The 20,734-nt window shown below is 45.6% G+C and carries 21 protein-coding genes and 4 pseudogenes; 13 read left to right on the forward strand and 12 right to left on the reverse strand.

Annotation, left to right across the window (positions count from 1 at the left end):
- Positions 1-155: 155 nt before the first annotated feature.
- A pseudogene (locus K2P83_RS13355) lies at positions 156-465 on the forward strand (DDE-type integrase/transposase/recombinase); the annotation flags it as partial.
- A gap of 108 nt (positions 466-573) precedes the next feature.
- Here K2P83_RS13355 and K2P83_RS13360 read toward each other — a convergent pair.
- Positions 574-811 (reverse strand): annotated as a pseudogene (locus K2P83_RS13360) (transposase); the annotation flags it as partial.
- A gap of 105 nt (positions 812-916) precedes the next feature.
- Positions 917-2,380, reverse strand: coding sequence for a dynamin family protein (locus tag K2P83_RS13365; protein WP_292929984.1), 1,464 nt, complete (start codon positions 2,378-2,380; stop codon positions 917-919).
- A 464-nt stretch (positions 2,381-2,844) separates the two neighbouring features.
- On the opposite strand from K2P83_RS13365, the gene K2P83_RS13370 reads away from it, so the two are divergent.
- Entirely contained in the window at positions 2,845-3,558 is a 714-nt protein-coding gene (locus K2P83_RS13370) for a DUF502 domain-containing protein (protein ID WP_292929986.1), read from the forward strand.
- A 34-nt stretch (positions 3,559-3,592) separates the two neighbouring features.
- On the opposite strand, the gene K2P83_RS13375 is transcribed toward K2P83_RS13370, so the two are convergent.
- Positions 3,593-4,630, reverse strand: a complete 1,038-nt coding sequence (locus tag K2P83_RS13375) for a folate-binding protein (RefSeq protein WP_292929988.1) — start codon at positions 4,628-4,630, stop codon at positions 3,593-3,595.
- Positions 4,631-4,807: 177 nt separating this feature from the next.
- Between K2P83_RS13375 and K2P83_RS13380 the strand changes: the two genes are divergently transcribed.
- A complete protein-coding gene (locus tag K2P83_RS13380) occupies positions 4,808-5,251 on the forward strand; it encodes a protein YgfX (RefSeq protein ID WP_292929990.1) in 444 nt (147 codons plus the stop codon).
- Between the two features lie 173 nt (positions 5,252-5,424).
- Positions 5,425-5,703 (forward strand): hypothetical protein, encoded by a 279-nt coding sequence (locus K2P83_RS13385; RefSeq protein ID WP_292929992.1) that lies wholly within the window; start codon positions 5,425-5,427, stop codon positions 5,701-5,703.
- 424 nt (positions 5,704-6,127) lie between these two features.
- Here K2P83_RS13385 and K2P83_RS13390 read toward each other — a convergent pair whose 3' ends face one another.
- Positions 6,128-7,519, reverse strand: coding sequence for an alkaline phosphatase PhoX (locus K2P83_RS13390; protein WP_292929994.1), 1,392 nt, complete (start codon positions 7,517-7,519; stop codon positions 6,128-6,130).
- Positions 7,520-7,862: 343 nt separating this feature from the next.
- Here K2P83_RS13390 and K2P83_RS13395 point away from each other — a divergent pair, with 343 nt between their 5' ends.
- The 4 genes from K2P83_RS13395 (at position 7,863) to K2P83_RS13410 (ending at position 11,583) form a co-directional block, all read left to right on the forward strand.
- Positions 7,863-8,312: a hypothetical protein gene (locus K2P83_RS13395; RefSeq protein WP_292929996.1), complete on the forward strand. Its 450-nt coding sequence runs from the start codon at positions 7,863-7,865 to the stop codon at positions 8,310-8,312.
- Positions 8,313-8,402: 90 nt separating this feature from the next.
- Positions 8,403-9,521: an acyl-CoA dehydrogenase family protein gene (locus tag K2P83_RS13400; RefSeq protein ID WP_292929998.1), complete on the forward strand. Its 1,119-nt coding sequence runs from the start codon at positions 8,403-8,405 to the stop codon at positions 9,519-9,521.
- 11 nt (positions 9,522-9,532) lie between these two features.
- Positions 9,533-10,387 carry a phosphate/phosphite/phosphonate ABC transporter substrate-binding protein gene (locus tag K2P83_RS13405; protein ID WP_292930000.1) on the forward strand — a complete coding sequence of 285 codons (855 nt, stop codon included), beginning with the start codon at positions 9,533-9,535 and terminating at the stop codon, positions 10,385-10,387.
- Positions 10,384-11,583: a ferritin-like domain-containing protein gene (locus tag K2P83_RS13410; protein WP_292930002.1), complete on the forward strand. Its 1,200-nt coding sequence runs from the start codon at positions 10,384-10,386 to the stop codon at positions 11,581-11,583. Before K2P83_RS13405 ends, K2P83_RS13410 begins: the two co-directional genes overlap by 4 nt.
- A gap of 73 nt (positions 11,584-11,656) precedes the next feature.
- On the opposite strand, the gene K2P83_RS13415 is transcribed toward K2P83_RS13410, so the two are convergent.
- From K2P83_RS13415 to K2P83_RS13430, 4 genes are all read right to left on the reverse strand, one after another.
- On the reverse strand, positions 11,657-12,019 hold the full coding sequence (locus K2P83_RS13415; protein ID WP_292930004.1) for an exosortase system-associated protein, TIGR04073 family: 363 nt from the start codon (positions 12,017-12,019) through the stop codon (positions 11,657-11,659).
- A 72-nt stretch (positions 12,020-12,091) separates the two neighbouring features.
- Positions 12,092-12,604 (reverse strand): hypothetical protein, encoded by a 513-nt coding sequence (locus K2P83_RS13420; RefSeq protein ID WP_292930006.1) that lies wholly within the window; start codon positions 12,602-12,604, stop codon positions 12,092-12,094.
- A 296-nt stretch (positions 12,605-12,900) separates the two neighbouring features.
- Positions 12,901-13,443, reverse strand: coding sequence for a hypothetical protein (locus K2P83_RS13425; RefSeq protein ID WP_292930008.1), 543 nt, complete (start codon positions 13,441-13,443; stop codon positions 12,901-12,903).
- Positions 13,444-13,458: 15 nt separating this feature from the next.
- Complete coding sequence (locus tag K2P83_RS13430) at positions 13,459-13,980, reverse strand: hypothetical protein (RefSeq protein ID WP_292930010.1); 522 nt, start codon at positions 13,978-13,980, stop codon at positions 13,459-13,461.
- A 331-nt stretch (positions 13,981-14,311) separates the two neighbouring features.
- Here K2P83_RS13430 and K2P83_RS13435 point away from each other — a divergent pair, with 331 nt between their 5' ends.
- Both K2P83_RS13435 and K2P83_RS13440 read left to right on the forward strand, forming a co-directional pair.
- Complete coding sequence (locus tag K2P83_RS13435; protein WP_292930012.1) at positions 14,312-15,181, forward strand: phosphoribulokinase; 870 nt, start codon at positions 14,312-14,314, stop codon at positions 15,179-15,181.
- A gap of 149 nt (positions 15,182-15,330) precedes the next feature.
- Positions 15,331-17,532, forward strand: a complete 2,202-nt coding sequence (locus K2P83_RS13440; protein ID WP_292930014.1) for a UvrD-helicase domain-containing protein — start codon at positions 15,331-15,333, stop codon at positions 17,530-17,532.
- 127 nt (positions 17,533-17,659) lie between these two features.
- Here the strand turns inward: K2P83_RS13440 and K2P83_RS13445 are convergent.
- Positions 17,660-18,062: pseudogene (locus K2P83_RS13445) on the reverse strand (IS5/IS1182 family transposase); the annotation flags it as partial.
- Between K2P83_RS13445 and K2P83_RS13450 the strand changes: the two are divergent.
- A pseudogene (locus tag K2P83_RS13450) lies at positions 18,062-18,315 on the forward strand (DDE-type integrase/transposase/recombinase); the annotation flags it as partial. The pseudogenes K2P83_RS13445 and K2P83_RS13450 sit on opposite strands and share 1 nt — an antisense overlap.
- Positions 18,316-18,322: 7 nt before the next feature.
- Here K2P83_RS13450 and K2P83_RS13455 read toward each other — a convergent pair.
- Positions 18,323-18,514, reverse strand: a complete 192-nt coding sequence (locus K2P83_RS13455; protein ID WP_292930016.1) for a transposase — start codon at positions 18,512-18,514, stop codon at positions 18,323-18,325.
- Between the two features lie 312 nt (positions 18,515-18,826).
- Between K2P83_RS13455 and K2P83_RS13460 the strand changes: the two genes are divergently transcribed.
- Positions 18,827-19,246: a hypothetical protein gene (locus K2P83_RS13460; protein WP_292930018.1), complete on the forward strand. Its 420-nt coding sequence runs from the start codon at positions 18,827-18,829 to the stop codon at positions 19,244-19,246.
- A gap of 16 nt (positions 19,247-19,262) precedes the next feature.
- On the forward strand, positions 19,263-19,808 hold the full coding sequence (locus K2P83_RS13465; RefSeq protein ID WP_292930020.1) for a YMGG-like glycine zipper-containing protein: 546 nt from the start codon (positions 19,263-19,265) through the stop codon (positions 19,806-19,808).
- Between the two features lie 86 nt (positions 19,809-19,894).
- Here the strand turns inward: K2P83_RS13465 and K2P83_RS13470 are convergent, their stop codons facing one another.
- Together K2P83_RS13470 and K2P83_RS13475 are read right to left on the reverse strand one after the other, a co-directional pair.
- Entirely contained in the window at positions 19,895-20,449 is a 555-nt protein-coding gene (locus tag K2P83_RS13470) for a hypothetical protein (RefSeq protein WP_292930022.1), read from the reverse strand.
- Between the two features lie 115 nt (positions 20,450-20,564).
- Positions 20,565-20,734, reverse strand: a 170-nt coding sequence (locus K2P83_RS13475) for a methane monooxygenase/ammonia monooxygenase subunit C (protein WP_292930024.1), incomplete at its 5' end; no start/stop codon positions are given.

A 20,734-nucleotide genomic window follows, 5' to 3' on the forward strand; every position in this document is an offset into this window, starting at 1 on the left:
ATCTTAATTGGAGGAAGAAATGGAAACGAGGAAACAATATACAAAGGAATTCAAACTGGATGCAATCAGTCTGGTTGTGGATCAGTGACTTACGATAGCAGAAGCGGCTAGAAGCGTCGAAATCAGGGCTAACTGAATCGGCAATTTATGTTGTCAAACCGGATCAAGTTGATGTCAGCGTTATTACATACATCTGGATACGGAAAGGCTGGTTGTATCTGGCAATCGTAATAGACTTATTTTCCAGAAAAGTGGTCGGTTGGGGCATGAGCTCACGGATGAAAGCAACACTGGTTTGTGATGCATTGCGAATGGCTATCTGGTTGCGTCGGACACCACCTGGTCTGATCGCGCAGCAGGACATTTTGCATGCATATCGCCGTGTTTTATAACAACCAAAGACTGCATTCATACCTGGATTACAAAAGTCCGAACCAATATAAAGCTGAAGCAGCAAAACGATGAAAGTTGTTTAACTGAAGTGTCCGGTTTTACTTGACCAGGTCAAGAAGGTCAAGAAGATCGATAAGACATTAAGTTCGAGCAGCTAAGTTGCGACAAAGGCCACGTACATATGATCAGCGTCTTGAAAATCCTGCTCCACTTGTTACTCAATGACCACGCATCGAATTTTTCTAGACGTAATTCCAACATCTAAAAGCCTTCGGTAAGTCTTGCTACGGGCAACCAGCTCGCGTTCGATATAGCATGCCTTCAATCGTCATGTGCAACGCTTGTTATAAATTGCTTTTTGAAGCAGAGTCTTCTCTAGTCTCGACCAGAACTCATCACTACACATCAATCGAGGCATCGCAAACTCGTTTGATTGGTGTAAGGGATACCAATATTTAGTTTGTACTGTGTATTAAATGGTTATCTTAAAATGTCATTTAGACCCTAGTACATGTAATAAACTTTAAACTTGTGAATTTCCCCCTTCGTTACCAGAGGGATTGGTAAATTGGTCATTTAATGCTTGGATATAATCATTGGCTTCATTAATGATTTCATCAATTGTTTGTTGTGTTACCTCATTCCAGCCAGCCGGACCCTTTAGGAACATTGGGCGGTAAGCGACTGTGCTTTTATTAAAAGCTTGCATAAACTGTTTGTATGTTTCGTGGTCGTTCCCCATTTCATCGGCCAGTCTCTTCAATAGGTTGTTGGCAACAGCGCGGCGAATAGAAAAATGGATATAAATAATACTGATCACCAGAAATGCGGCTATGGCCAACGCGGTGGTTTCGCCTTGCCGGAGCTCATCCGGGAATGCTGTCAGAAGACCCCAGGATTCATTCATGGATAAAGCCACACCCGCTAATACAGCCAGAATACTAAATACCATACCGTCAAATAGCATAACTCTGCTTTTCCATTTTTTAAGCATTTCAGAGAGCTTATTGACAATCTGATTTTTGATACCCTTGGCAGTTTGTTCAAGCTTCCCGACAATACGATAAGAGCGCTCTACTTCGATTTGGTGCATGCGTGCATTGATGTCAGCCATATCTTCCGCGCGTTTCTTTTCAAAACGTTCTCTAACATGCGGATTAGCAATCGGAACGGCAGCACTTGGATTATAAATTCGATAGAATCGTCCCGTGACTAGCCCCACTTCAGCCAGCGAACGCTGCCAGGCTGAGACAACCTCTTCAGGATTGTCTTCCTGTGCAGTTACATCAATTTGGTTAAGAATATAAAGAAATTTATTGGCGTCTGCACGATTAACACTCGCGGATACCAAATAAGCCAATGTATCTTGCATCGCTTTCGGTTCTGGATGGCGCGCATCAAAAAATACCAGGACAAGATCAGATAAATTGATGATGTGTTGGGTTAAGCGTAATGTAGATGCACGTTGGTTATCGGCGTCGAAACCCGGAGAGTCAATAAGAATCTTTCCGCGTATGTTTTCAGATGGGCAGGTTTTTAGCTGTAGGTAAGCATCAATACGTTCTTGCCCAGCTTCAGAAATTTCATCAATACTACGGCTTATCTGAAAAAAAGGAAAACGCGGGTCTGCGTCGAGTGCTATGCCAGGAAGTGTTTTTGCCTCATTATGATGGCTGTAGCAAATTACTGTGAATTTGTCATCGACAGCTTGATTTCCTGTGCGTTGTAGCGGCATATTCAAATAAGAATTGATGTAGGTTGATTTGCCGGCCGAGAATGTGCCTAGTACGGCAATCATAGGCCACCACGTCACACAGGTCGCATAGGATTCATCTTTACCGATTAGCCCCATGCTATGACCAACATAATCCATTTTTCTAAAACTTTTTACAGCGTTAGCCAGAGTCGGATTATCTGGATGTTCGTCAGCAAGGTGTTTCTGTAAGCCTTTCAGATATTTATTGATTTGTGTTGAACTATGTGACATAACAGTCCCTTTTCATTCTAATAGAAGTACACCCTGAATCAAATACTGCATGGGTGATGTTTTTTATTTATTTAACAATTGAGTTCGCATAATATTCTACGATTTTGTTTTTCAATTGATTATTTGGCAACTTGATTGGAAAAGTGTGCAAATTGGCCAAAATTTTCCCGAAGCAATCGGAAACAATTATCGCAATATCATTTGATATAACACATTCATTACTAGTCATTTATGTTAGAGATTATAGCAACTAGTCCGGCGATTCTACCAAGAACAATGCCGCCTTGCCAGTAAATGATATTTCTAATATTTATACCGATCTTCAACAAAATAATATTATCATAGCTCGTTTAGCTTTAAAGAAATTATAGGTGATGGAAGTTAATCACTTGGAGAAAAGAAGCATTGATTATATGAAAAGGGTTGAAGTAGGCTTACTGTTCAGTCGGGGATGAGTTTAGAGCATGACGATACAAGAAAATGGCGAAGAGCAGCGCGCAGCACGCTCTGCTCATGTAGGCCGCTACATACTTATTGGTTTTCTTACGGTAGCGCCACTATGGGTTACCTGGTTGGTGTTTGATTTTTTATTAAATTTATTGGCGCGTATTGGAGACCCTTTATTAAAAGGAATGGCTCGTGCAGTTCGCCCTTTTTCAGATACTACTGCAAGTTGGCTACTGGATTCCAATTTTCAGCATGCAGTTGCAGCACTGCTGACAGTAGTTAGTTTGTATGGTATTGGATTGCTGGCATCTTTTGTTATTGGCAAGAAAGTCATTAGTATTTACGAATACATACTGACCAGATTACCCTTAGTACAGACAATTTATGGTGCCACTAAACGTTTTTTGCTCACAATAAGTAAACCGCCTGTTACCGGACAACGGGTTGTGCTGATCAGTTTTCCGTCATCAGAAATGAAAGCAGTTGGATTTATTACGAAAATCATGCATGACGAGGATAATGGAAGAAAGCTGGCTGTAGTCTATGTGCCGACTTCACCTAATCCTACATCGGGTTATATTGAGATCCTGCCAATGGAAGACGTGATACTAACGGATTGGACGACCGAAGAGGCAATGACATTCGTTGTAACTGGCGGTACCAATGCACCTGAAAGTTTGCGTTTCACTAATAAACCAAAGCAGCAAGAACAGACAACGGAGAAACAATAGGAATAGAAATCGCCGTTAGCGTTGTGATGTCTTTTTATGCAGGCAACGAATAAGGCAGTGATTTGATTTGCAACACAGGTCCTTGCAGCGATTGCCAACGAATCTGGGATGAATCTACGCTGCTTTGCTGGATTACCGCCAAAACATCAAAACCTCCGTTTGGCGATAATGCCGCGCTGACGATGTTGCCACTGGATTGATCATCCATATCTATGCTATAGAGCTCATCACCGGCTTTTACTGCCTCCACTGCAGGTATGTGAGCGAGAAACATGCGACGCTTGAGTTTTCCTAGATACTGGGTACGAGCTACGATTTCTTGTCCTGGATAACAGCCTTTCTTGAAACTGATACCGCCGATCGCATCCAAATTGATCATTTGTGGCAAAAACTCTTCCTGAGTTTCGGGTAAAATTACTGGAATTCCGGATTGGATATCCAACCAATCCCAGCAATTGGCACCAACGGGTTTTGCACGTTGGCTAAAATGTTCCCAGAGTGTAGACACATTCTCGATTGATGCGATCAATTCTATGCGATTCTGAGTCAAGAAAAGGATGGTGATATTTTCATGATGAATGATTTCTAGCGGTTGATTTGCAAAGGACAACCCGGTGATCTCTTCAATCAACGTTGCAGCGCTCTGCCCTGCAATACCGATTCGAATCAGAGTATCGCTCGCATCGCGCAATTGCACATTGGCACGCAGCACATAGAGTGATAAACGTTTTTGTATCGGAATGCTCAAACTGGCAGGGAGTTGCATAAAATAATTATCATCTTGCTGCCACAGTAAAAAGCTTGCCAGAACGCGTCCTTTTGGGGTGCAGTAACTGCCGTATTGTGCTTTTTGCTGATTGATTTCGCGGATATCGCAACTGACCTGGCTTTGCAGAAATGTTGGCGCATCGGCTCCGGAAAATCGAATCAAGCCATAATGGGAAAGATCGGCCATAGCAGTCCCTGTTTGCGTATCTTTAAGTTCCGTTGTGCTATCGCCAAAATGAATCACACAATTACTTTCAATAACAGCATGTTGCTTGCGTAGGTAGGCTTGCCATACTGGATTCATACAAAAACTGTCAATAAATAAATAAAGGTAATTATACGGTATCCCGTCAGGGTAAAATCAAAATCCAGTCTCAAGTAATGACTTGAGTACGATTTTGTAGGATGACAGATGGTTCGAATTTATAGTCACTGAAACATTTAATGATCGGTAAGTGATTTTAGAAATACCCTTTAATATATGTCTGTATTAATCATCCATCGCAAACCTTCCTATCAACTTGCGGCCATTCTCAGTCTAGCTCATCTTGCCGCGGCAGGTTTATTATGGCCATTGGAACTGCCTTTAGGTATCACAGCGACTGCCGCTGTCGCACTGGTGTTCAGTTTAATTTATTATTTGCGGCAGGATGCCTTGCTTACTGCGAACGATGCCGTGGTATTTTTTGAGTTATCTGGCGAGATGCAATGCACATTAACCACACGTTCGGGTGAATCAATGGGGTGTAACATACTAGGTGATACTTTTGTTGCACCATATCTGACTGTACTGAATTTAAAGCCTTCTGGAAAAATTCTTACGCGCAGCGTAGTAATACTGCCCGACGGCATTGATGTAGAGGAATTCAGGCTGCTTCGGGTATGGTTGCGTTGGAAGTGGAAAAATAGTACGGAAAAACTATAAATTACAGGGAATTCTAACCAAATGCACTGTAGTCGGAGTCGGACTAAAACTCATCAAAAGAATTATCTGACATAAACGGTGAAAACAATTCGCACCCGATAAAAAATTTTTCTGCTATGCTAATCAGAGGAACAAGGGAGTTTTTTATTTTTAAATCTAAAAAAGGAGAGAATATGTTCAAAAAAACAGTTAATGCGTTGATATTAGTTATTGCAATGGTTTTTGCAACGAATCAGGCTTTTGCGGGTTGCAGTCTGGAGACCGAAAAAGATGGCAAAACTGCTTGTGCAGCTAACCAAGTTTGCTATCTGGTTGAAGGAACCTGTATTGAGAAAAAGAGCCTTCCAGCTGATAAAGCATGTAAGAAATCAGGTGTTTGCCAGAATTCCTGTGTGAAAGAAGACGGCACAGAAACTAAAGAGGATGGTTCAGAAACAGGAAAGTGCAGCTAGTATTTGAAGAAACACTGTTGTAACTAACCTAAGCCGGTTACACCGGCTTAGGTGGTTTAAGTGCAGTGGTGTCGTACAACCATTCTCAAGCAATAGTCAGCAAATCTAAGCTAAATTCTTCATAAACATATCCACCTTAAGTGTAAGAAAAATAAACAAACTGTTGTTAACTCTTCTTAACAGAGTTTAGGAGGCCGTCCGAGAATAGAACGATCTACTGCGGAAAAGCTATTTTGGTCATATTTTCCGATTATTCTCGTTAAATAGAATAACTATTCGCCTCAAATAATCAAAAAATCTGTCTCAAAATAGCTTTCCCCCGCTGTGTCTACATGGATAATACATTTCTTTAATAAATTTGCTCCGCGCGCCCTGCACCTATCCCTGTGGGGAACCACGGTGAATCGCAGGTTGAAATACTTTGTTAGCGGAATTTTCTGCGGCGAGTAGAAGCACCAAGCAAACCTAAACCGGCCAAGAGCATAGCGTAGGTTTCTGGCTCAGGAACGGCGATCAAGATTGTACGGTCATCACCACTCAGGGGGTGTTGTACATTGACGTAAGCCACGTTGGGGTTGAACTTGTCGAAATAAAGCCCCGTTGGTTCAGCATCTAAGGTGGACAAGGAAGCCCAACGGCCTATCGATTCGGCGATGCCATCATTATTGGCATCCGTGGCAAACCAAATGTCGGCTTGGCCGCCTGGTTGGTCCTCAACGATGTATATATTCCCCTCGGCATCAATAGCCAGATTGTCTGGATTATTAAACGTGTCACCTACGCCCAGACCTGTGGCTTGATCGAGAGTCGAGGTATTCGCAAATAAGCTAGCGGTATTGCTGCCAAGATTAAAGGAATAAACTTCGTCCGTGGTGGTGGTTGCAACGTACAAGATCTGGTCACCATTAGCTAGTGTTTTTATCTGCAGATCTTCCGGGCGCTGATAGTCGGTTCCTAAGGCATTGTCGGCGGACAAGCGGCCATCAATGCTGCCATCACTATTGAGAACAGAAATGCCGGCTAACACACCGCCATTGGCATCTGTGATCGGTGCCCAGGTGATAGCGCCAGTTGCATTGGCATTTCCACCGCCGCTGACCTGCATTACGAAAGTTTGGCCAGCGGCAAAATAATCATCGCCATTGGTTGCGTTCGGATTAGCGGAGACATACTTGTAAATGCTGCCACCGTTTACTTCGTCGATGAAGTAGAAGTTGTTGTGATTATCGAACGCCAGGCCTTCGTGTGAGACATGTGGAATAATAGCGCGTTGCACGAAATTTGAATCGCCTGTGCCGGTTGCGGTAATTGGATTGGTCAGTTCAAATAGGCGACCATTTGTGCTGCCGGTGCCCCACGATTCCTCGGCTGTCAGGTAGCTACCCCACGGTGTCCAGAGAGAGGCGTCTCCTGCAACGAATCCTTGTGTACCCGATGCAACGAGGGTTACGGCGCGCGTATTATAATCAGGATTCAGCAAATCAATGCGCTGAACACCTGCAGTGTCTGTTTCAAAAGGCATGAACAGATAACGGCCGGCATCGATCCCGGTTTCGTTAGCAGTAATCATATCCCAGTTGCCGCTATTGTCTTGACCTTGGTTTAGCTGGTTGGTGCGATTGGCGATGGATACTTGTGTCCAGGATGGATTAGCAAGTTGAAATGGGCTGGATTCCGGCAAGGAGCCAGCAGCAACGCTGCTAGATAAGGCAGTAAAATTATCAAAACCGGTGCTCGCAGCGGTGGCTTGCATGGTTCCGGCCATAGTTATGAGCGCTCCGGAAACTAAAAAAGCGAGTGTTTTTTTCTTGAACATAGGATTCTCCTGAATGTAATACATAGAAATTTCTTTTATGCGATGCTATGTACAGGCAATCTGGCTATCTGCGGTCATAAGATATGCGCTATCGTCTTTGCAGGTCCTGGATTTTCCGGCCCTCGATTTGCTCCCGAGTATGGCTTTACAGTACATGAATGATTATAAAGGCCGGATATGACGGGCCTATTGCGGGGGTATTACGTTGAAAATATAAATTGATGACTGTAAGGGGCACAGTAAAAAAATACTTTATGCGTGTTGGATTGGAAAAATGAGATAATTTATTCTACAAATTAACTCAAGCATAATGATTGAGTTGAGAGTCATAAAAGGAAAAGTAATGAAACTGGGTTTTTTGGTACTGCTGGTAATAAATGTGCTCGGCTGTAAGGCTATCACGGTAGCTAATCAAAGCCCACTTATTGAGGCCAAGTTAATCGGAGTGTGGAAAGGGGAGCATACCGAACAAGGTGGTACGATAAAAAGCTGGATACAAACTAGAAATGCCGATGGTACTTATACAATTGAATTCAGTTTTACGGAACCGGATGAGACGACAAAGAATTTCACGGAATCAGGCCGTTGGTGGGTCCAGAATGCTTTGTTTTATGAAATAGCTTTGACGGACATGGCGCAACCTGATAAATATAAATATTCTTTCGGAGAGAAAGAATGTGTCCATTTTGTGCTCGTTGAAAGTAACGCTCTAACTGAAGGAATTGATGCGTATTCGTTTAGAGAATGTTTGATAGCGGATTCACCGCCTGCAAGTATTGGCAGTTCTATTTGAGATTTTGATTAAACAGCGAGAGATACTCTTTGCATGGGAAGCAGCGCTAACACCTTGGCAACCGCTTAGGTGTAATTACATAAAAAATTCATGACTGACTACTTAACTAATGTAGAAAAAATCGCAACGGATATCGTCGCGAAGAATGCAATCGAAGTAGATCAAGCAGGCGCATTTCCACAGGCGGCGATCGATGCTTTGCGTGATACCGGTATGCTGGGATTAATCAGTGCAAAAAGCGTCGGTGGATTGGGTCAAGGGCCGCGTGCTGCCGCCCTGGTGGTTGAGCGTCTTGCGCGCGAATGCGCATCGACCGCAATGGTAACTTGCATGCACTATACGGCAGCAATTGTCATAGAAAAATATGGCGCGGAAGCGGTGCGCAAACAGCTCGCACAAGGTGGTCATCTGGCGACATTGGCATTTTCCGAAGCAGGGTCGCGCAGCCACTTCTGGGCACCGGTAAGTACTGCAGCACGTGATCCGAACGGTATTTGTATAAACGCAAAAAAAAATTGGGTAACTTCGGCGCATCATGCGACTTTGTATGTGTGGTCGAGCAAGCCTGTTGCTGCCGAAGGTGCTAGTACTCTTTGGCTGATTCCGAGTGCCAGTAGCGGTATTTCGATAGCAGGTCGTTTTGATGGTCTCGGTCTACGTGGCAATGACTCCACTCCGGTTACTGCAGAAAATGTTTTAATCCCAACCTATGCTATGCTGGGCGAGGATGGTCAGGGTCTGGCGATTATGCTCGATACGGTGCTGCCATTGTTCAATGTGCTAACAGCCGCCACTGGAATCGGATTGATGGAGGGTGCGACGGCAGCTGAGTGTAATCACGTGACGGGAACGCGCTATGATTATCTTGATTCGGCATTGTCTGAGCTGCCGACTATCCGGGCGTATCTTGCGCGGATGCGCATTACTACCGATCAGGCGCGCTGTCTGTGGCTCGATACGCTGCATGCGTTGGAGACAAACCGCGAAGATGTGATGTTGCGCGTATTGGAATGCAAAGCCGCTTCCGGGGAATCCGCCACTCAGGTATTGGATACGGCCATGCGTGTTTGCGGTGGTGCCGCGTTTCGACGTGAAGTTGGTGTGGAACGCCGATTTCGCGATGCGCGCGCCGGTACTGTGATGGCACCGACAACCGACCAATTGTATGACTTCATCGGCAAGGCCATTTGCGGTCTGCCGGTATTTTGAGAGGATGCTGCATGTCCGAGACTTTATTACTGGGAGCGGTTGCATACGATCCGAAGGTTGTCACTATTTGGGATGGTTTCCAAAAATGGTTTGCACAGCACAATTTTGATTTTGATTACATTCTATATTCAAACTATGAACGGCAAGTGGAAGGGCATTTTGCCGGACACTTTCACGTAGCGTGGAATTCTCCGCTGGCATGGTTGCAGACCGAACGCATTGCTGTTCAAACCGGTCGCACAGTCAAAGCAATTGCCATGCGCGATACCGATTGTGATCTCACCAGTGTAATCGCTGTACGCAATGATTCGCCGATCCGGTCGATTGAGGATCTGCGTGGCAAGACCATTGCCGTGGGTGCTTCCGACTCACCGCAGGCGACATTGATCCCGCTATTGCATTTGTCCGAGGCGGGTCTTGAACCAGAAAAAGATTTTGCAGTGCGCCTGTTTGATGTGCTGGTTGGTAAACACGGCGACCATATCGGGGGTGAACGTCATGCCGCCAAGGCATTAATTAAGGGAACAGTTGACGCGGCCTGTATGATCGACGGCAATCATTTGTTATTTTCTCGCGAGGGTACGCTGCCATCGAATAGCACACGCATTCTTGCACAGACCAGCGAATATGATCATTGCAATTTTACCGTGCTGGATGATGCGCCTGAAGCGGCTGTGGCGCAGTTTTGTACTCTCTTGATGTCGATGTCGTACGATGATCCGCAGGTCAGGTCTTTGCTGGATCTCGAAGGATTGAAACAATGGAGACCGGGGCGCACTGAGAAATATGCATTATTGGCCAGAGCTGCCAATCGATTCAAAACTATCGACGCATTTGTTGCTAGCGTAAGCAAGTCTTGCCCATGATCGAGGGGGGTATGTGCAGCGTTGAGCTCGGCGAGCTGGGGCTGGATCAGGGCGGACATCTGTTGATAAAACGCGCATTGCGCACAGTGCCGGTGCATGCACCGGTTGCGGTGTATGGCAGTGCACCGGAACTAGCCATTCATTTACGCGGCTGGTGCCGCGCGCAAGGTCACGACATCGAAATTTCACAAATCACAGGTGGTCCAGTCGCAGTGCTATACCGTGGTGGCTCTGAAGATGGGCGCTGGCGTGATGCAGAGTCGACTGGTGAGGCCGCCATCCCACAAATCCAAGCGTATGCCAACTGGGGTTTGGCAGGCCGAAGCGCGACGGTTGAAGCCGGTGCACCGGCTTTTGATTTTCCCCTCGATACGCGTGCGGAAGTCTGGGCGGAGGAAGCTGCGCGATTATATGCTCAGGCTGCTGCTGCGCAGTGGAATCCTGCGACAGCGATTCCGTGGGATGAGCCATTTGTGTTGCACGATGAAATTGAGGATGCGGTCGTGCAGGTGATGACGTATCTTATCGAGAACGAGACCGCGGCACTAGTTGTTCCAGCCAGATTTGCCGCGCAAATACACCCGCATTTCCGCGAAGTAATGCAGTTGCTGGCGATTCAAGCGGCTGATGAAGCCCGTCACATCGAAGTATTTACCCGGCGCGCGCTGTTGCGCAGACCGAAGCTGGGTTTATCCACTGCCGGTGGTCAGGCATCGCTGAAAACGCTTATTGATGAAGCGGATTTTGCATTATCGGCGATGCTGCTCTCCGTACTCGGCGAAGGCAGTTTTTTATCATTATTGCAGTTTCTGCATCAACACGCGCCAGACCCAGTGACAGGCGAGATAGCGTGGCTGGTTGCTCAGGACGAAGCCCGTCACGTTGCGTTTGGAGTTACTCATCTCACGCAGCATGTGAGAGAAGATCCGGCATTGCTGGAACGCTTGGCAGCAGCGATTGAACGCCGTCATGATACGCTGGCTCATACTGCCGGTCTTAACGAAGAAGTATTTGATTCCCTAGTATTGTTGGCTGCCGGTTCGTGGCAACCAGAGGCACTGCGTGCAGGTTGGGGAAAAGTGCAAATACTGATTGCCGATATGGAGCGGGGGCGTGCACGGCGTTTGCGTAAGATTGGTTTTGATTGGCAGAGAGCGCAATCGCTCTCTGCCCTGCATACGCGTAATTTTATGTAATAACCTGAAAGATGCATCTCTCTTATGGCAATGACTGCTAAGTAATCGCATCATGATGCAGAGAAAAAATCCATTAGCGCATTTTTGCTTCAACGAAAGTTGTCTCCCGGTTGAAATCATCCCAAATATGGGTGGGTTTGACAAAGGAAGTGGTTGGCACAAGGAATGTTGCGATATCGAAAGCACCACTCAATGATCGGCCAACAGTATAGGCAATGCCTTTAATGAATCCGACGGTCATTCCATGAATGACACCATCTCTGTTGCCGGTGATTGTCATTGTTTTAGGTATTTCAACGACACCAGTCACAGCATTAGCGAGGCCAGTTCCCAGTTTTTCAAGAGCCTTATCAGGATATTCATCTGCAAGTACTAGACTGGGAATTGCAAAAAATAGGATAGATATCATCAACAGTGCTTGAATCATTTTCTTCATAGTAAATTCCTTAAGTAGATAATAGAGTGATTATATTTTTAGAAGTATCAGATAATTATTTTACTTACCATTTCACTGTTTAACAGGTTGCTGCAGAATGCCGATAATTCTCTCTACTTCCCGTTCGATCTGGTTTTCCGGGTGGTTCCGGTTTTGTAGCTCGGTTCTGATCCGGTAGGCCATTTCCAGAATGAGCAAATCCATAGTGTTTTTCTCATTTCTTTGCGACGCTTCCTGATATTCCACCTGGAAACGGCTGATGGCACTCATCATGCTATCGTTATTAAGATCCATACTGGATAAAATGGAATCCAGTTCATATTTCAAGTTGCTGGACAGTACAGGTTGCGTTAAATTGGATGCTGACTCAGGCTGATAAGGCACATACTTCGGTATCAAAACCGATAGCATAATTAACGCGACGCCTGCAACTACAGTAGTGGCTACAAAATACCAAAGTTTATATTCCTTTCCACGTAGTCTGATCATGTTAATACGCTGAAAGCCAAAGCGGATTTGTACAGCTATTCCTACAAAAAACAGAATGGCACCAAGTGCCATGATAATGGGTACAATCGGATGCACGGTTTTACTCCTATGTTCTTATCTTAAAATCCAGTTGCAGTTTATGGATAGCCATAATTTCAGCTGCTACCCTGATGGCAATGATTGCAGATGAATCACCGATCATGTTCCACTGCACATTCTAACTTAATATGATACTGAGTTATTGTCTGTTTGATAAGTCAATCGATGATCGAACGCAGTGTAATTTGAATCATTAGCAGATATAAGCATAGAAACTGCAAGCGAAGCTTGGATAGATGGTGCTGCTTACTCATGGCCTATTGCCTGGAGTGGGGTAACAGGCCAATGAGAGTCTATCGGGGAGGTGGAGGCGGTGGATTGCCTGGCGGGGGTGGTGGCGGGTTAAAGTTTGTCGGTGGAGATGAATTTCCTCGATTGTTATTTGCAGGCGGAGGGTCATTGGTGATTCTGCCGGATACTGGTACGCGATGGCCTTTGGCATACATGCATTGAATGTAACTAATGTCGTAGCGCTGTTGATTGACGTAGGCGGAACTGCTGGCAGTACCCGATCCGACTAACCCGCCGGCCAAAAGACCGGTACCGGCACCGATTGCCGCGCCACCCCCTCCTGCGATTGCTGCGCCAGCTGCAGCGCCCAGTCCGGCGCCAATGGCGGCGCTTTCTATACCGCTAGTTTGCGATGCTTGCCGAGGTGTAATGCCGCCCACTTGTTCGTACGCATAGCGCCGACAATCGTAATCATCATGGCGAAACTGATCAAAGCTTTTGCCGGCACCTGGCAATGTCATAACGCTAGGCCCGTTTGGCAAACTAACGCACGCCGCTAATATACAAGCCATTATTACTATCAAGATACGTTTAATTACTTGCATGGTGTTCTCACTTCATCATTGTGCGTAGGGTTGAGGGGCGACCTGTGTCCATCCGCCCGGACATTCTTTAATATGCGGATAATATCCTTGCGGGTTTTGGCAATAGTACCAGTAGTTGGTTTTCGGTTGTGCGAGTTTGGATTCCAGCTGTTGTATGTAGACAGGTGGCCGCGAAGGAGCTGTAACGACGGGTGGATAGGTAGAATACGGTCTGAAATAAGGGTCTGCAAAACCATACGCGCGGTAGCGATAAGGACTATAAAAACCCGGGCCATAGTAATTCCCCCAGAATCCCGGATTGTAGTAACCGTAACCGCCCCAAAACCAGGGATCGTAATAGCCACCGCCAATGCCGAAAATAAGATGATTATGGTCATGGTGGTGATGGCCATCGCCGTCATGGTGGCCGTCGCCATCATAATCGCCACCGCTATCCCCGCCGCTATCCCCACCACCATCTCCTTCAGCCAATGCAGAATTATTGAGCACTATTGCTAGCAATGAAATTGAGAGTAATGGCCATTTGATACTTTTCATACGAATTTTTTCCTAAAACAATCCAATCATCAAGTAATAGCAGTCTTTTAATTTTCTTCTGACTTATGCAAATGCCAAAGACAATTTATGTGTGGTCTTGGTATACAATACGCATGCTATGTAAGCAAACAATCTGACATGATTTAAATTTTATAAGTTCCAATAAGACCCCGATATCGTATCGCTTTCAATCTGAACAGTGCTGAATACAAACGGATCATCGCTGCTAAATATGAAAAGAAAGAAGAATCATATTAATACAGAATTGCCGTCGATGACTTTTACTTGGTCCGGTGAACTTGAATGTTATATTTTTTAGGAGAACATTAGAATGTCGCAAAAACACCCGGTTATCGCCGTTACCGGATCTTCAGGTGCAGGCACCTCAACGGTAAAATCCAGCTTTGAGCATATTTTCCGTCGTGAGCATTTGAAAGCTGCGATCGTAGAAGGTGATAGTTTTCATCGTTATGATCGTGAATCAATGAAGCAGGCCGTGGCAGAATCGGAAAAAAATAATGGACGTGCAATCAGCCATTTTGGTCCAGAAGCCAATGAATTTGAGAAACTAGAAGCCTTGTTCAAGGAATATGGTGGAAGTGGCAGTGGCCAGACACGCTTGTATCTGCATAATGATGAAGAAGCGGAGCCCTGGAAACAGAAAGCAGGTACATTCACTCCTTGGTCTCCGATTCCGCCTGGTTCCGATTTACTGTTTTATGAAGGACTGCACGGTGGTGCAAAAAGCGATACGGCAGATGTGGCTAAGTACGTGGATTTGTTGGTCGGCGTGGTACCGATTGTTAATCTGGAATGGATTCAGAAAATATTTCGCGACACCAGTGCTCGAGGCTACTCGGCAGAAGCGGTAACGCACACCATTCTGCGTCGTATGCATGACTATGTGCATTACATTACGCCACAGTTTTCACGCACCGATATCAACTTTCAGCGTGTGCCTACAGTTGACACTTCCAATCCATTTATTGCACGTGAAATTCCAACATTGGATGAGAGTTTTGTGGTAATTCGTTTTAGGGATCCGACAAAAGCAGACTTTCCTATTTTACTGAGTATGATTCATGATTCATTCATGTCTCGTCCTAACACTATTGTTGTACCTGGCGGAAAAATGGGTATGGCGATAGAACTCATATTGACTCCACTGATCTTGGATATTGTTAAAAAAAGCAGGGCGTAGCAATTTCTCGATGATCGCCGGTTAATTCATGAATCACGAGAGGATGTGAATATTCCCCTAACTGATTCTGAATTAATCAGTGTGAGTCAAAATCCATTTCATATAATTTGTATCAGTATGATCATGGAAGGCCTGGTTAAAATCGTAACATGACTTCCTTACTATCAGATCTGAATCCACAGCAGCTGGAAGCCATTACGCTACCGCATCAATCGGTATTGGTTCTGGCCGGCGCTGGCAGTGGAAAAACACGCGTGTTGACGACGCGTATCGTTTATCTGATCCAATCAGGGCAAGCCAGTCCGCACGGTATTCTGGCCGTGACTTTCACCAATAAAGCCGCCAAGGAAATGCTGACCCGTATTACCGCAATGCTTCCGATTAACACACGCGGTATGTGGGTTGGAACATTTCACGGATTGTGTCATCGCATGTTGCGGCTGCATCATCAAGATGCCGGATTGGTGCAAACATTTCAGATCCTGGATTCTTCCGATCAACTGGCTTTAGTCAAGCGTATCTTGAAGAGCTTGTCGGCCGACGATAAAAAATTCCCGCCGCGCCAAGTGCAATGGTTTATCAATAATGCCAAAGAAGCTGGATTGCGCGCTGCATATGTTGTAGCCGATGATACTTTTTCACGCCGCATGCTTGAATTTTATCAAGCTTATGAGCAGCAATGTAATAAGGAAGGCGCGGTGGATTTCCCCGAATTACTGCTGCGCAGTTACGAATTGCTAAGCCGCAATGAGATTCTGTGTAAGCATTATCAGGAACGTTTTAGTCATATCCTGGTGGATGAATTTCAGGATACCAATCCATTGCAGTACAAATGGCTCAAATTACTGGCGGGTACGGGAACCCAAAATGCCGCGGCAGTTTTTGTGGTCGGTGATGACGATCAAAGTATTTACGCGTTCCGTGGCGCGTATTCTGGCAACATGCGAGATTTTGAGCGCGATTTCGGCATCTCCAAAGTGATCAAGCTGGAACAAAATTACCGCTCACACGGCAATATTCTCGATGCTGCCAATGCACTGATTGAAAATAACAGCGAACGTCTTGGGAAGAATCTTTGGACCGCCGAAGGCAAGGGTGAGCTACTGCGTGTGTACAATGCACCAAATGATTTCGATGAAGCGGCATTTATCGTTGACGAAGTCAAAACTTTGCATTCGGAAGGTATTGCCTTGTCTGAAATGGCATTACTCTATCGCTCCAATGCACAATCCAGGGTTCTAGAACACAGTTTGTTTAATGCTGCGATATCATACCGCGTTTATGGTGGCATGCGTTTCTTTGACCGTCAGGAAATCAAACATGCATTGGCTTATTTGCGTTTGATAGCTAATCCTGACGATGACAGTGCGTTATTGCGCGTAATCAATTTTCCGGCACGTGGGATTGGTGCACGCAGTCTGGAGCAATTGCTGGATGATGCGAAATTGCAAGGCGGAAGCTTGTGGGCGACTGCGCTGCAGAATTACGGCGGTGAAACAGCAATCGTGCAAGAATCATCCAAATCTTTAAAAGGCATTGCAGGATTCGTTCACTTGATCATGACGATGCGTCAAAGCTGCAGCACGTTACCGTTGCCGAAAATTGTTGAACACATGCTGACGTACAGCGAGTTGCTAGCGCATTATGCCAAAGAGCGAGAAAGTGCGGAAAGACTGGAAAATCTGAATGAATTGATTAACGCGGCGACCAGTTTTGTGCACGAAGCCGAAGATGACAGTCTGGCAGAATTTCTTGCACATGCTTCACTGGAAGCCGGTGAGCATCAGGCGGGCAGCGGTCAGGATGCGTTGCAGCTAATGACGGTGCATGCCGCCAAAGGCTTGGAGTTTCATAGCGTATTTCTGAGTGGGTTGGAAGAAGGGCTTTTCCCGCATGAAAACAGCCTGAATGAGATCAATGGCATTGCGGAAGAAAGACGGCTGATGTACGTGGCTATGACACGCGCGCGCCGCCGGTTATATATCAGTTTTGCTCAAAGTCGTATGCTGCACGGCCAAACCCGTTATAACATCGCGTCGCGTTTCCTGAATGAGATTCCGGAAAATTGTTTGAAATGGCTGCAATCAACACCTCGAATTGACCAGAAACCATACTATTCGGGTGCCGGTAATAATGCTTCGGCAGCCATTTCAAGAACTGCAACTTACAGCCAGCAGAAATTTTCCAGCGGCGCATGGAGAATTGGGCAGAACGTTTTGCATGCGAAGTTTGGCGCGGGTGTCATTATCAATTGTGAAGGAGGCGGCAGCGAAGCACGTGTCCAGGTTAATTTTGATCATGCCGGAATAAAATGGTTACTGCTCGAGTACGCAAAGTTAACTGCGGTTTAGCGTGACGATGTTGGTGGAGGGTATTAACTGTTCCGCCGTTTGTCAGCAAGATGCACTAGAAAATAAACATCCGGTTTTCTCTTTCGACCCTATTAAGTCGCCCCTGCAAAATTCACTTAGTCCTAGCAATTACTGCCCTCATCAGCCAGCGCAGGTTGTATCCCGCCGCACACAACACAGCATGGAGCACATCTCCCAATTTGCCCCACAACCAGCAGCGGTCCATTCGGTGATCCGACTTTAAATACCCAATCGCACAGGCTCCACGGCCTGTCGGTGCCTAAGCCGACGTCGCGGGGGCTTTGTCATTGATTTGTACTTGCCGCGATGGATGATTTTACCTCTGGATTGTCGGCATCCACGCCGCGGAATCCGAGATCGACAGTGACCCGCTTCGGCGTTGATCCTGCGTTTTCGAGTAAAATCTGTGTCTGAGGGAGTTGCTTATGAAGGACATGGCCGTCGTAGGGATTGCCTGGGAAGGTTTTTGCACCGACCATCAGGCCGTTCTTGTACGTGATCGCAATACTGGCTGTAACTGGCAATCGTAATAGACTTATTTTCCAGAAAAGTGGTCGGTTGGAGCATGAGTCCTCGGATGAAAGCGATGCTGGTTTGTGATGCATTGCGAATGGCTATCTGGTTGCGTCGGCCACCACCTGGCCTGATGTGCAGCAGGACATTTTGCAGTATATCGCCTTGTTTTATAACAACAAAAAACTGCGTTCATACCTGGATTACAAAAGTCCGAACCAATATGAAGCTGAAGCAGCAAAACGATGAAAGTTGCTTAACTGAGGTGTCCGGTTTTACTTGACCAGGTCAAACGCAGCGGTCGAATAACCTGATCGGCATGATGCTTGCGAACCCAATTGCCAAACGTCTTGGTATTCAAACCATGTTCCCGGCAATAAGCCACCTGAGACGTTCCGCTGGTCTGCCATGCTTCGATATGAATTCGCTGCGATTCTGATGATGACATCGTTCCTCCTTGTAAAAGGTTTGAGGATAGCGATGATGTATCAGGGTGTTAATATGGAAGGGTTGGAGGCTTACCAAAAATCTGGTTTCAATTGAACTCTATTTTAACAAATTGACCATCCAGATGCTTTAAGTCCGACAGACTCCTAGCATCTTTCTGAATATTCAGCTTTCATTCAGCCATAAAATAATACAATTAATTTGAATGAAAGGGCTAAGTTATGCTAATTGAGGATATTGTGGAGCAGGCTTAATAATCAACCCAACACGCTAAGAAAACGTTAGTTAGGGATTAATCGGCGAGGTGGAGGACATGAAGAATCTGAATTGGATATATTTAATCGTTATTGTGCTTGCACTAACAGCGAATGATGCCGTTTGGGCGCGTGGATGGTACGGGCATGGTCACAGGCATAATCATTTTAATTTAGGTATCAGTGTAGGCGGGTATTCTCCCGGTTTTTATGGCTCTGGCTTCTATGGCCCGGGTTTCTATGGATATCGTTCTTATGGCTACCCTGATCCATTTTACAGTAGACCGTATTATAGCTACCCACCTACAGTAGTCGCGCCGGTAACCCCACCTGTCTATATCCAGCAAGAACAAGCCAGACCGGCCCGGCAACAGACTAATTATTGGCACTATTGCCAGAACCCTGAAGGTTATTATCCGTATGTCAAAAATTGCCCAGGCGGGTGGCTACAAGTTGTTCCCCAGCCACCTGGGCAATAATGCAAAGAGGTAAAACATGTTAACAATAAGAATTCTCTTCATTCTACTGATTGCTTGTTTACTAACCGCATGTGTTCATATGCCAGCAGGTCCTAGTGTTATGACATTACCTGGTTCTGGAAAAAGTTTTGATCAGTTCCGTTCCGATGAATACGAATGCAGACAGTATGCGGATGAACAAGTAGGTGGTACTAGTCCACGGCAGGTATCTCGAACCAGTGGTATAGAAAGTGCAGCTATTGGAGCCGGGCTTGGTGCTGCTGCAGGCGCTGCTTTAGGGGGCGGTCATGGCGCTGCTATCGGTGCGGGCACAGGCTTATTGTTGGGTGGACTGATTGGATCAACTACCGCTACGACTTCAGGGTACGCCAGTCAGCAGCGATACGACATCAGTTATACTCAGTGCATGTATGCCAAAGGGCATCGTGTTCCTGTTGACGGTAGAATTATGAATAATCCATCGGGTAATAGCGGCACAGATAGGAGAACATCAACACCTCCAAAAAGTTTTGTCCCTCCGCCACCACCAGCCGGAAATCCACCACCTCCGCCGCCACGATAACCATTTCTCAGTGGTTTGATATGAATAAAATATCAAGCCACTGATGTGTTATCGAAAAAGTGCTGTCTTCCTAAGGTAAGCCATTATTAAAGATGAATTTTCCGCCGCTTCAGTAATTTATCCGTAAACAAAGCGAGTAACAATAAGGTGATTATGTAGGGTACCGCAGTAAAAAAAGTATCCTTGTAACTGGTCATTTGTACTCGTAATGGATATTCATAGTGCAACGGCGGCACACCTTCTCCTGTAACGAATAGCGTATATTGACCTTCATCCAGATTAAATTCACCTTTAATAACACCATCTGAATGATTAGTTGAGTACAAAGAGGTTACCGTATCGCTTAATGCTTTGCCGCTGCCTCTTACAATTTTGATAATAATAGGCATGTCACGCAGCGCCTGATCAACAAGATCCAAAACCAACAAAGTTTCGCCTTCTTTAGGGATCTCGGTGCAGTATTCCGCTTCTGGATCGTATTGTGGCTGATAGGTACTCAAATGCACCATGCTGCCAGATATATTGCGTACACAAGCATCTGCTTCCAAAGATACTTTACCGTGAGCAGTAACTAAACCAGAATAAAAGGCTACGGAAAGCATAGCTGCTGAAGCCCATATTTTTATTATTTTTCTAATCATATAAACCCCCTACACTTAATGATCAATAATCTACGGAGTATTACTACGCACTTTTAGTTCCATGGCCTGTTTAAAACAGGCCATGGAAAATTGCTACAAGCACATAAGTGAGAGATTAAGGGACTATCCGGTTGTTCAGGATCTCTTTGCTTGAGTTATTCCAGATGACGTCGGTCAGGTTGGAGTAACGGGTGATAATTTGCGCTGCGATACCACCTGAAAATAAGCCTGCCCAGCCCAGAATCACAAAGCCCCAGTGCAATGGCGCACTGAACAGTTCTTCCA

It is taken from the genome of Nitrosomonas sp. (assembly GCF_019752415.1).
GTDB lineage: Bacteria > Pseudomonadota > Gammaproteobacteria > Burkholderiales > Nitrosomonadaceae > Nitrosomonas.

Excerpts from the sequence above, each read along its gene's own strand:
- K2P83_RS13460 (WP_292930018.1), top strand. The coding sequence starts at position 18,827 with ATGAAGAATCTGAATTGGATATATTTAATCGTTATTGTGCTTGCACTA.
- K2P83_RS13385 (WP_292929992.1), top strand. The coding sequence starts at position 5,425 with ATGTTCAAAAAAACAGTTAATGCGTTGATATTAGTTATTGCAATGGTT.
- K2P83_RS13440 (WP_292930014.1), top strand. The coding sequence starts at position 15,331 with ATGACTTCCTTACTATCAGATCTGAATCCACAGCAGCTGGAAGCCATT.
- K2P83_RS13435 (WP_292930012.1), top strand. The coding sequence starts at position 14,312 with ATGTCGCAAAAACACCCGGTTATCGCCGTTACCGGATCTTCAGGTGCA.
- K2P83_RS13415 (WP_292930004.1), bottom strand. The coding sequence starts at position 12,019 with ATGAAGAAAATGATTCAAGCACTGTTGATGATATCTATCCTATTTTTT.
- K2P83_RS13390 (WP_292929994.1), bottom strand. The coding sequence starts at position 7,519 with ATGTTCAAGAAAAAAACACTCGCTTTTTTAGTTTCCGGAGCGCTCATA.
- K2P83_RS13400 (WP_292929998.1), top strand. The coding sequence starts at position 8,403 with ATGACTGACTACTTAACTAATGTAGAAAAAATCGCAACGGATATCGTC.
- K2P83_RS13465 (WP_292930020.1), top strand. The coding sequence starts at position 19,263 with ATGTTAACAATAAGAATTCTCTTCATTCTACTGATTGCTTGTTTACTA.
- K2P83_RS13395 (WP_292929996.1), top strand. The coding sequence starts at position 7,863 with ATGAAACTGGGTTTTTTGGTACTGCTGGTAATAAATGTGCTCGGCTGT.
- K2P83_RS13455 (WP_292930016.1), bottom strand. The coding sequence starts at position 18,514 with ATGTCATCATCAGAATCGCAGCGAATTCATATCGAAGCATGGCAGACC.
- K2P83_RS13375 (WP_292929988.1), bottom strand. The coding sequence starts at position 4,630 with ATGAATCCAGTATGGCAAGCCTACCTACGCAAGCAACATGCTGTTATT.
- K2P83_RS13425 (WP_292930008.1), bottom strand. The coding sequence starts at position 13,443 with ATGCAAGTAATTAAACGTATCTTGATAGTAATAATGGCTTGTATATTA.
- K2P83_RS13365 (WP_292929984.1), bottom strand. The coding sequence starts at position 2,380 with ATGTCACATAGTTCAACACAAATCAATAAATATCTGAAAGGCTTACAG.
- K2P83_RS13380 (WP_292929990.1), top strand. The coding sequence starts at position 4,808 with ATGTCTGTATTAATCATCCATCGCAAACCTTCCTATCAACTTGCGGCC.
- K2P83_RS13405 (WP_292930000.1), top strand. The coding sequence starts at position 9,533 with ATGTCCGAGACTTTATTACTGGGAGCGGTTGCATACGATCCGAAGGTT.
- K2P83_RS13470 (WP_292930022.1), bottom strand. The coding sequence starts at position 20,449 with ATGATTAGAAAAATAATAAAAATATGGGCTTCAGCAGCTATGCTTTCC.
- K2P83_RS13410 (WP_292930002.1), top strand. The coding sequence starts at position 10,384 with ATGATCGAGGGGGGTATGTGCAGCGTTGAGCTCGGCGAGCTGGGGCTG.
- K2P83_RS13430 (WP_292930010.1), bottom strand. The coding sequence starts at position 13,980 with ATGAAAAGTATCAAATGGCCATTACTCTCAATTTCATTGCTAGCAATA.
- K2P83_RS13370 (WP_292929986.1), top strand. The coding sequence starts at position 2,845 with ATGACGATACAAGAAAATGGCGAAGAGCAGCGCGCAGCACGCTCTGCT.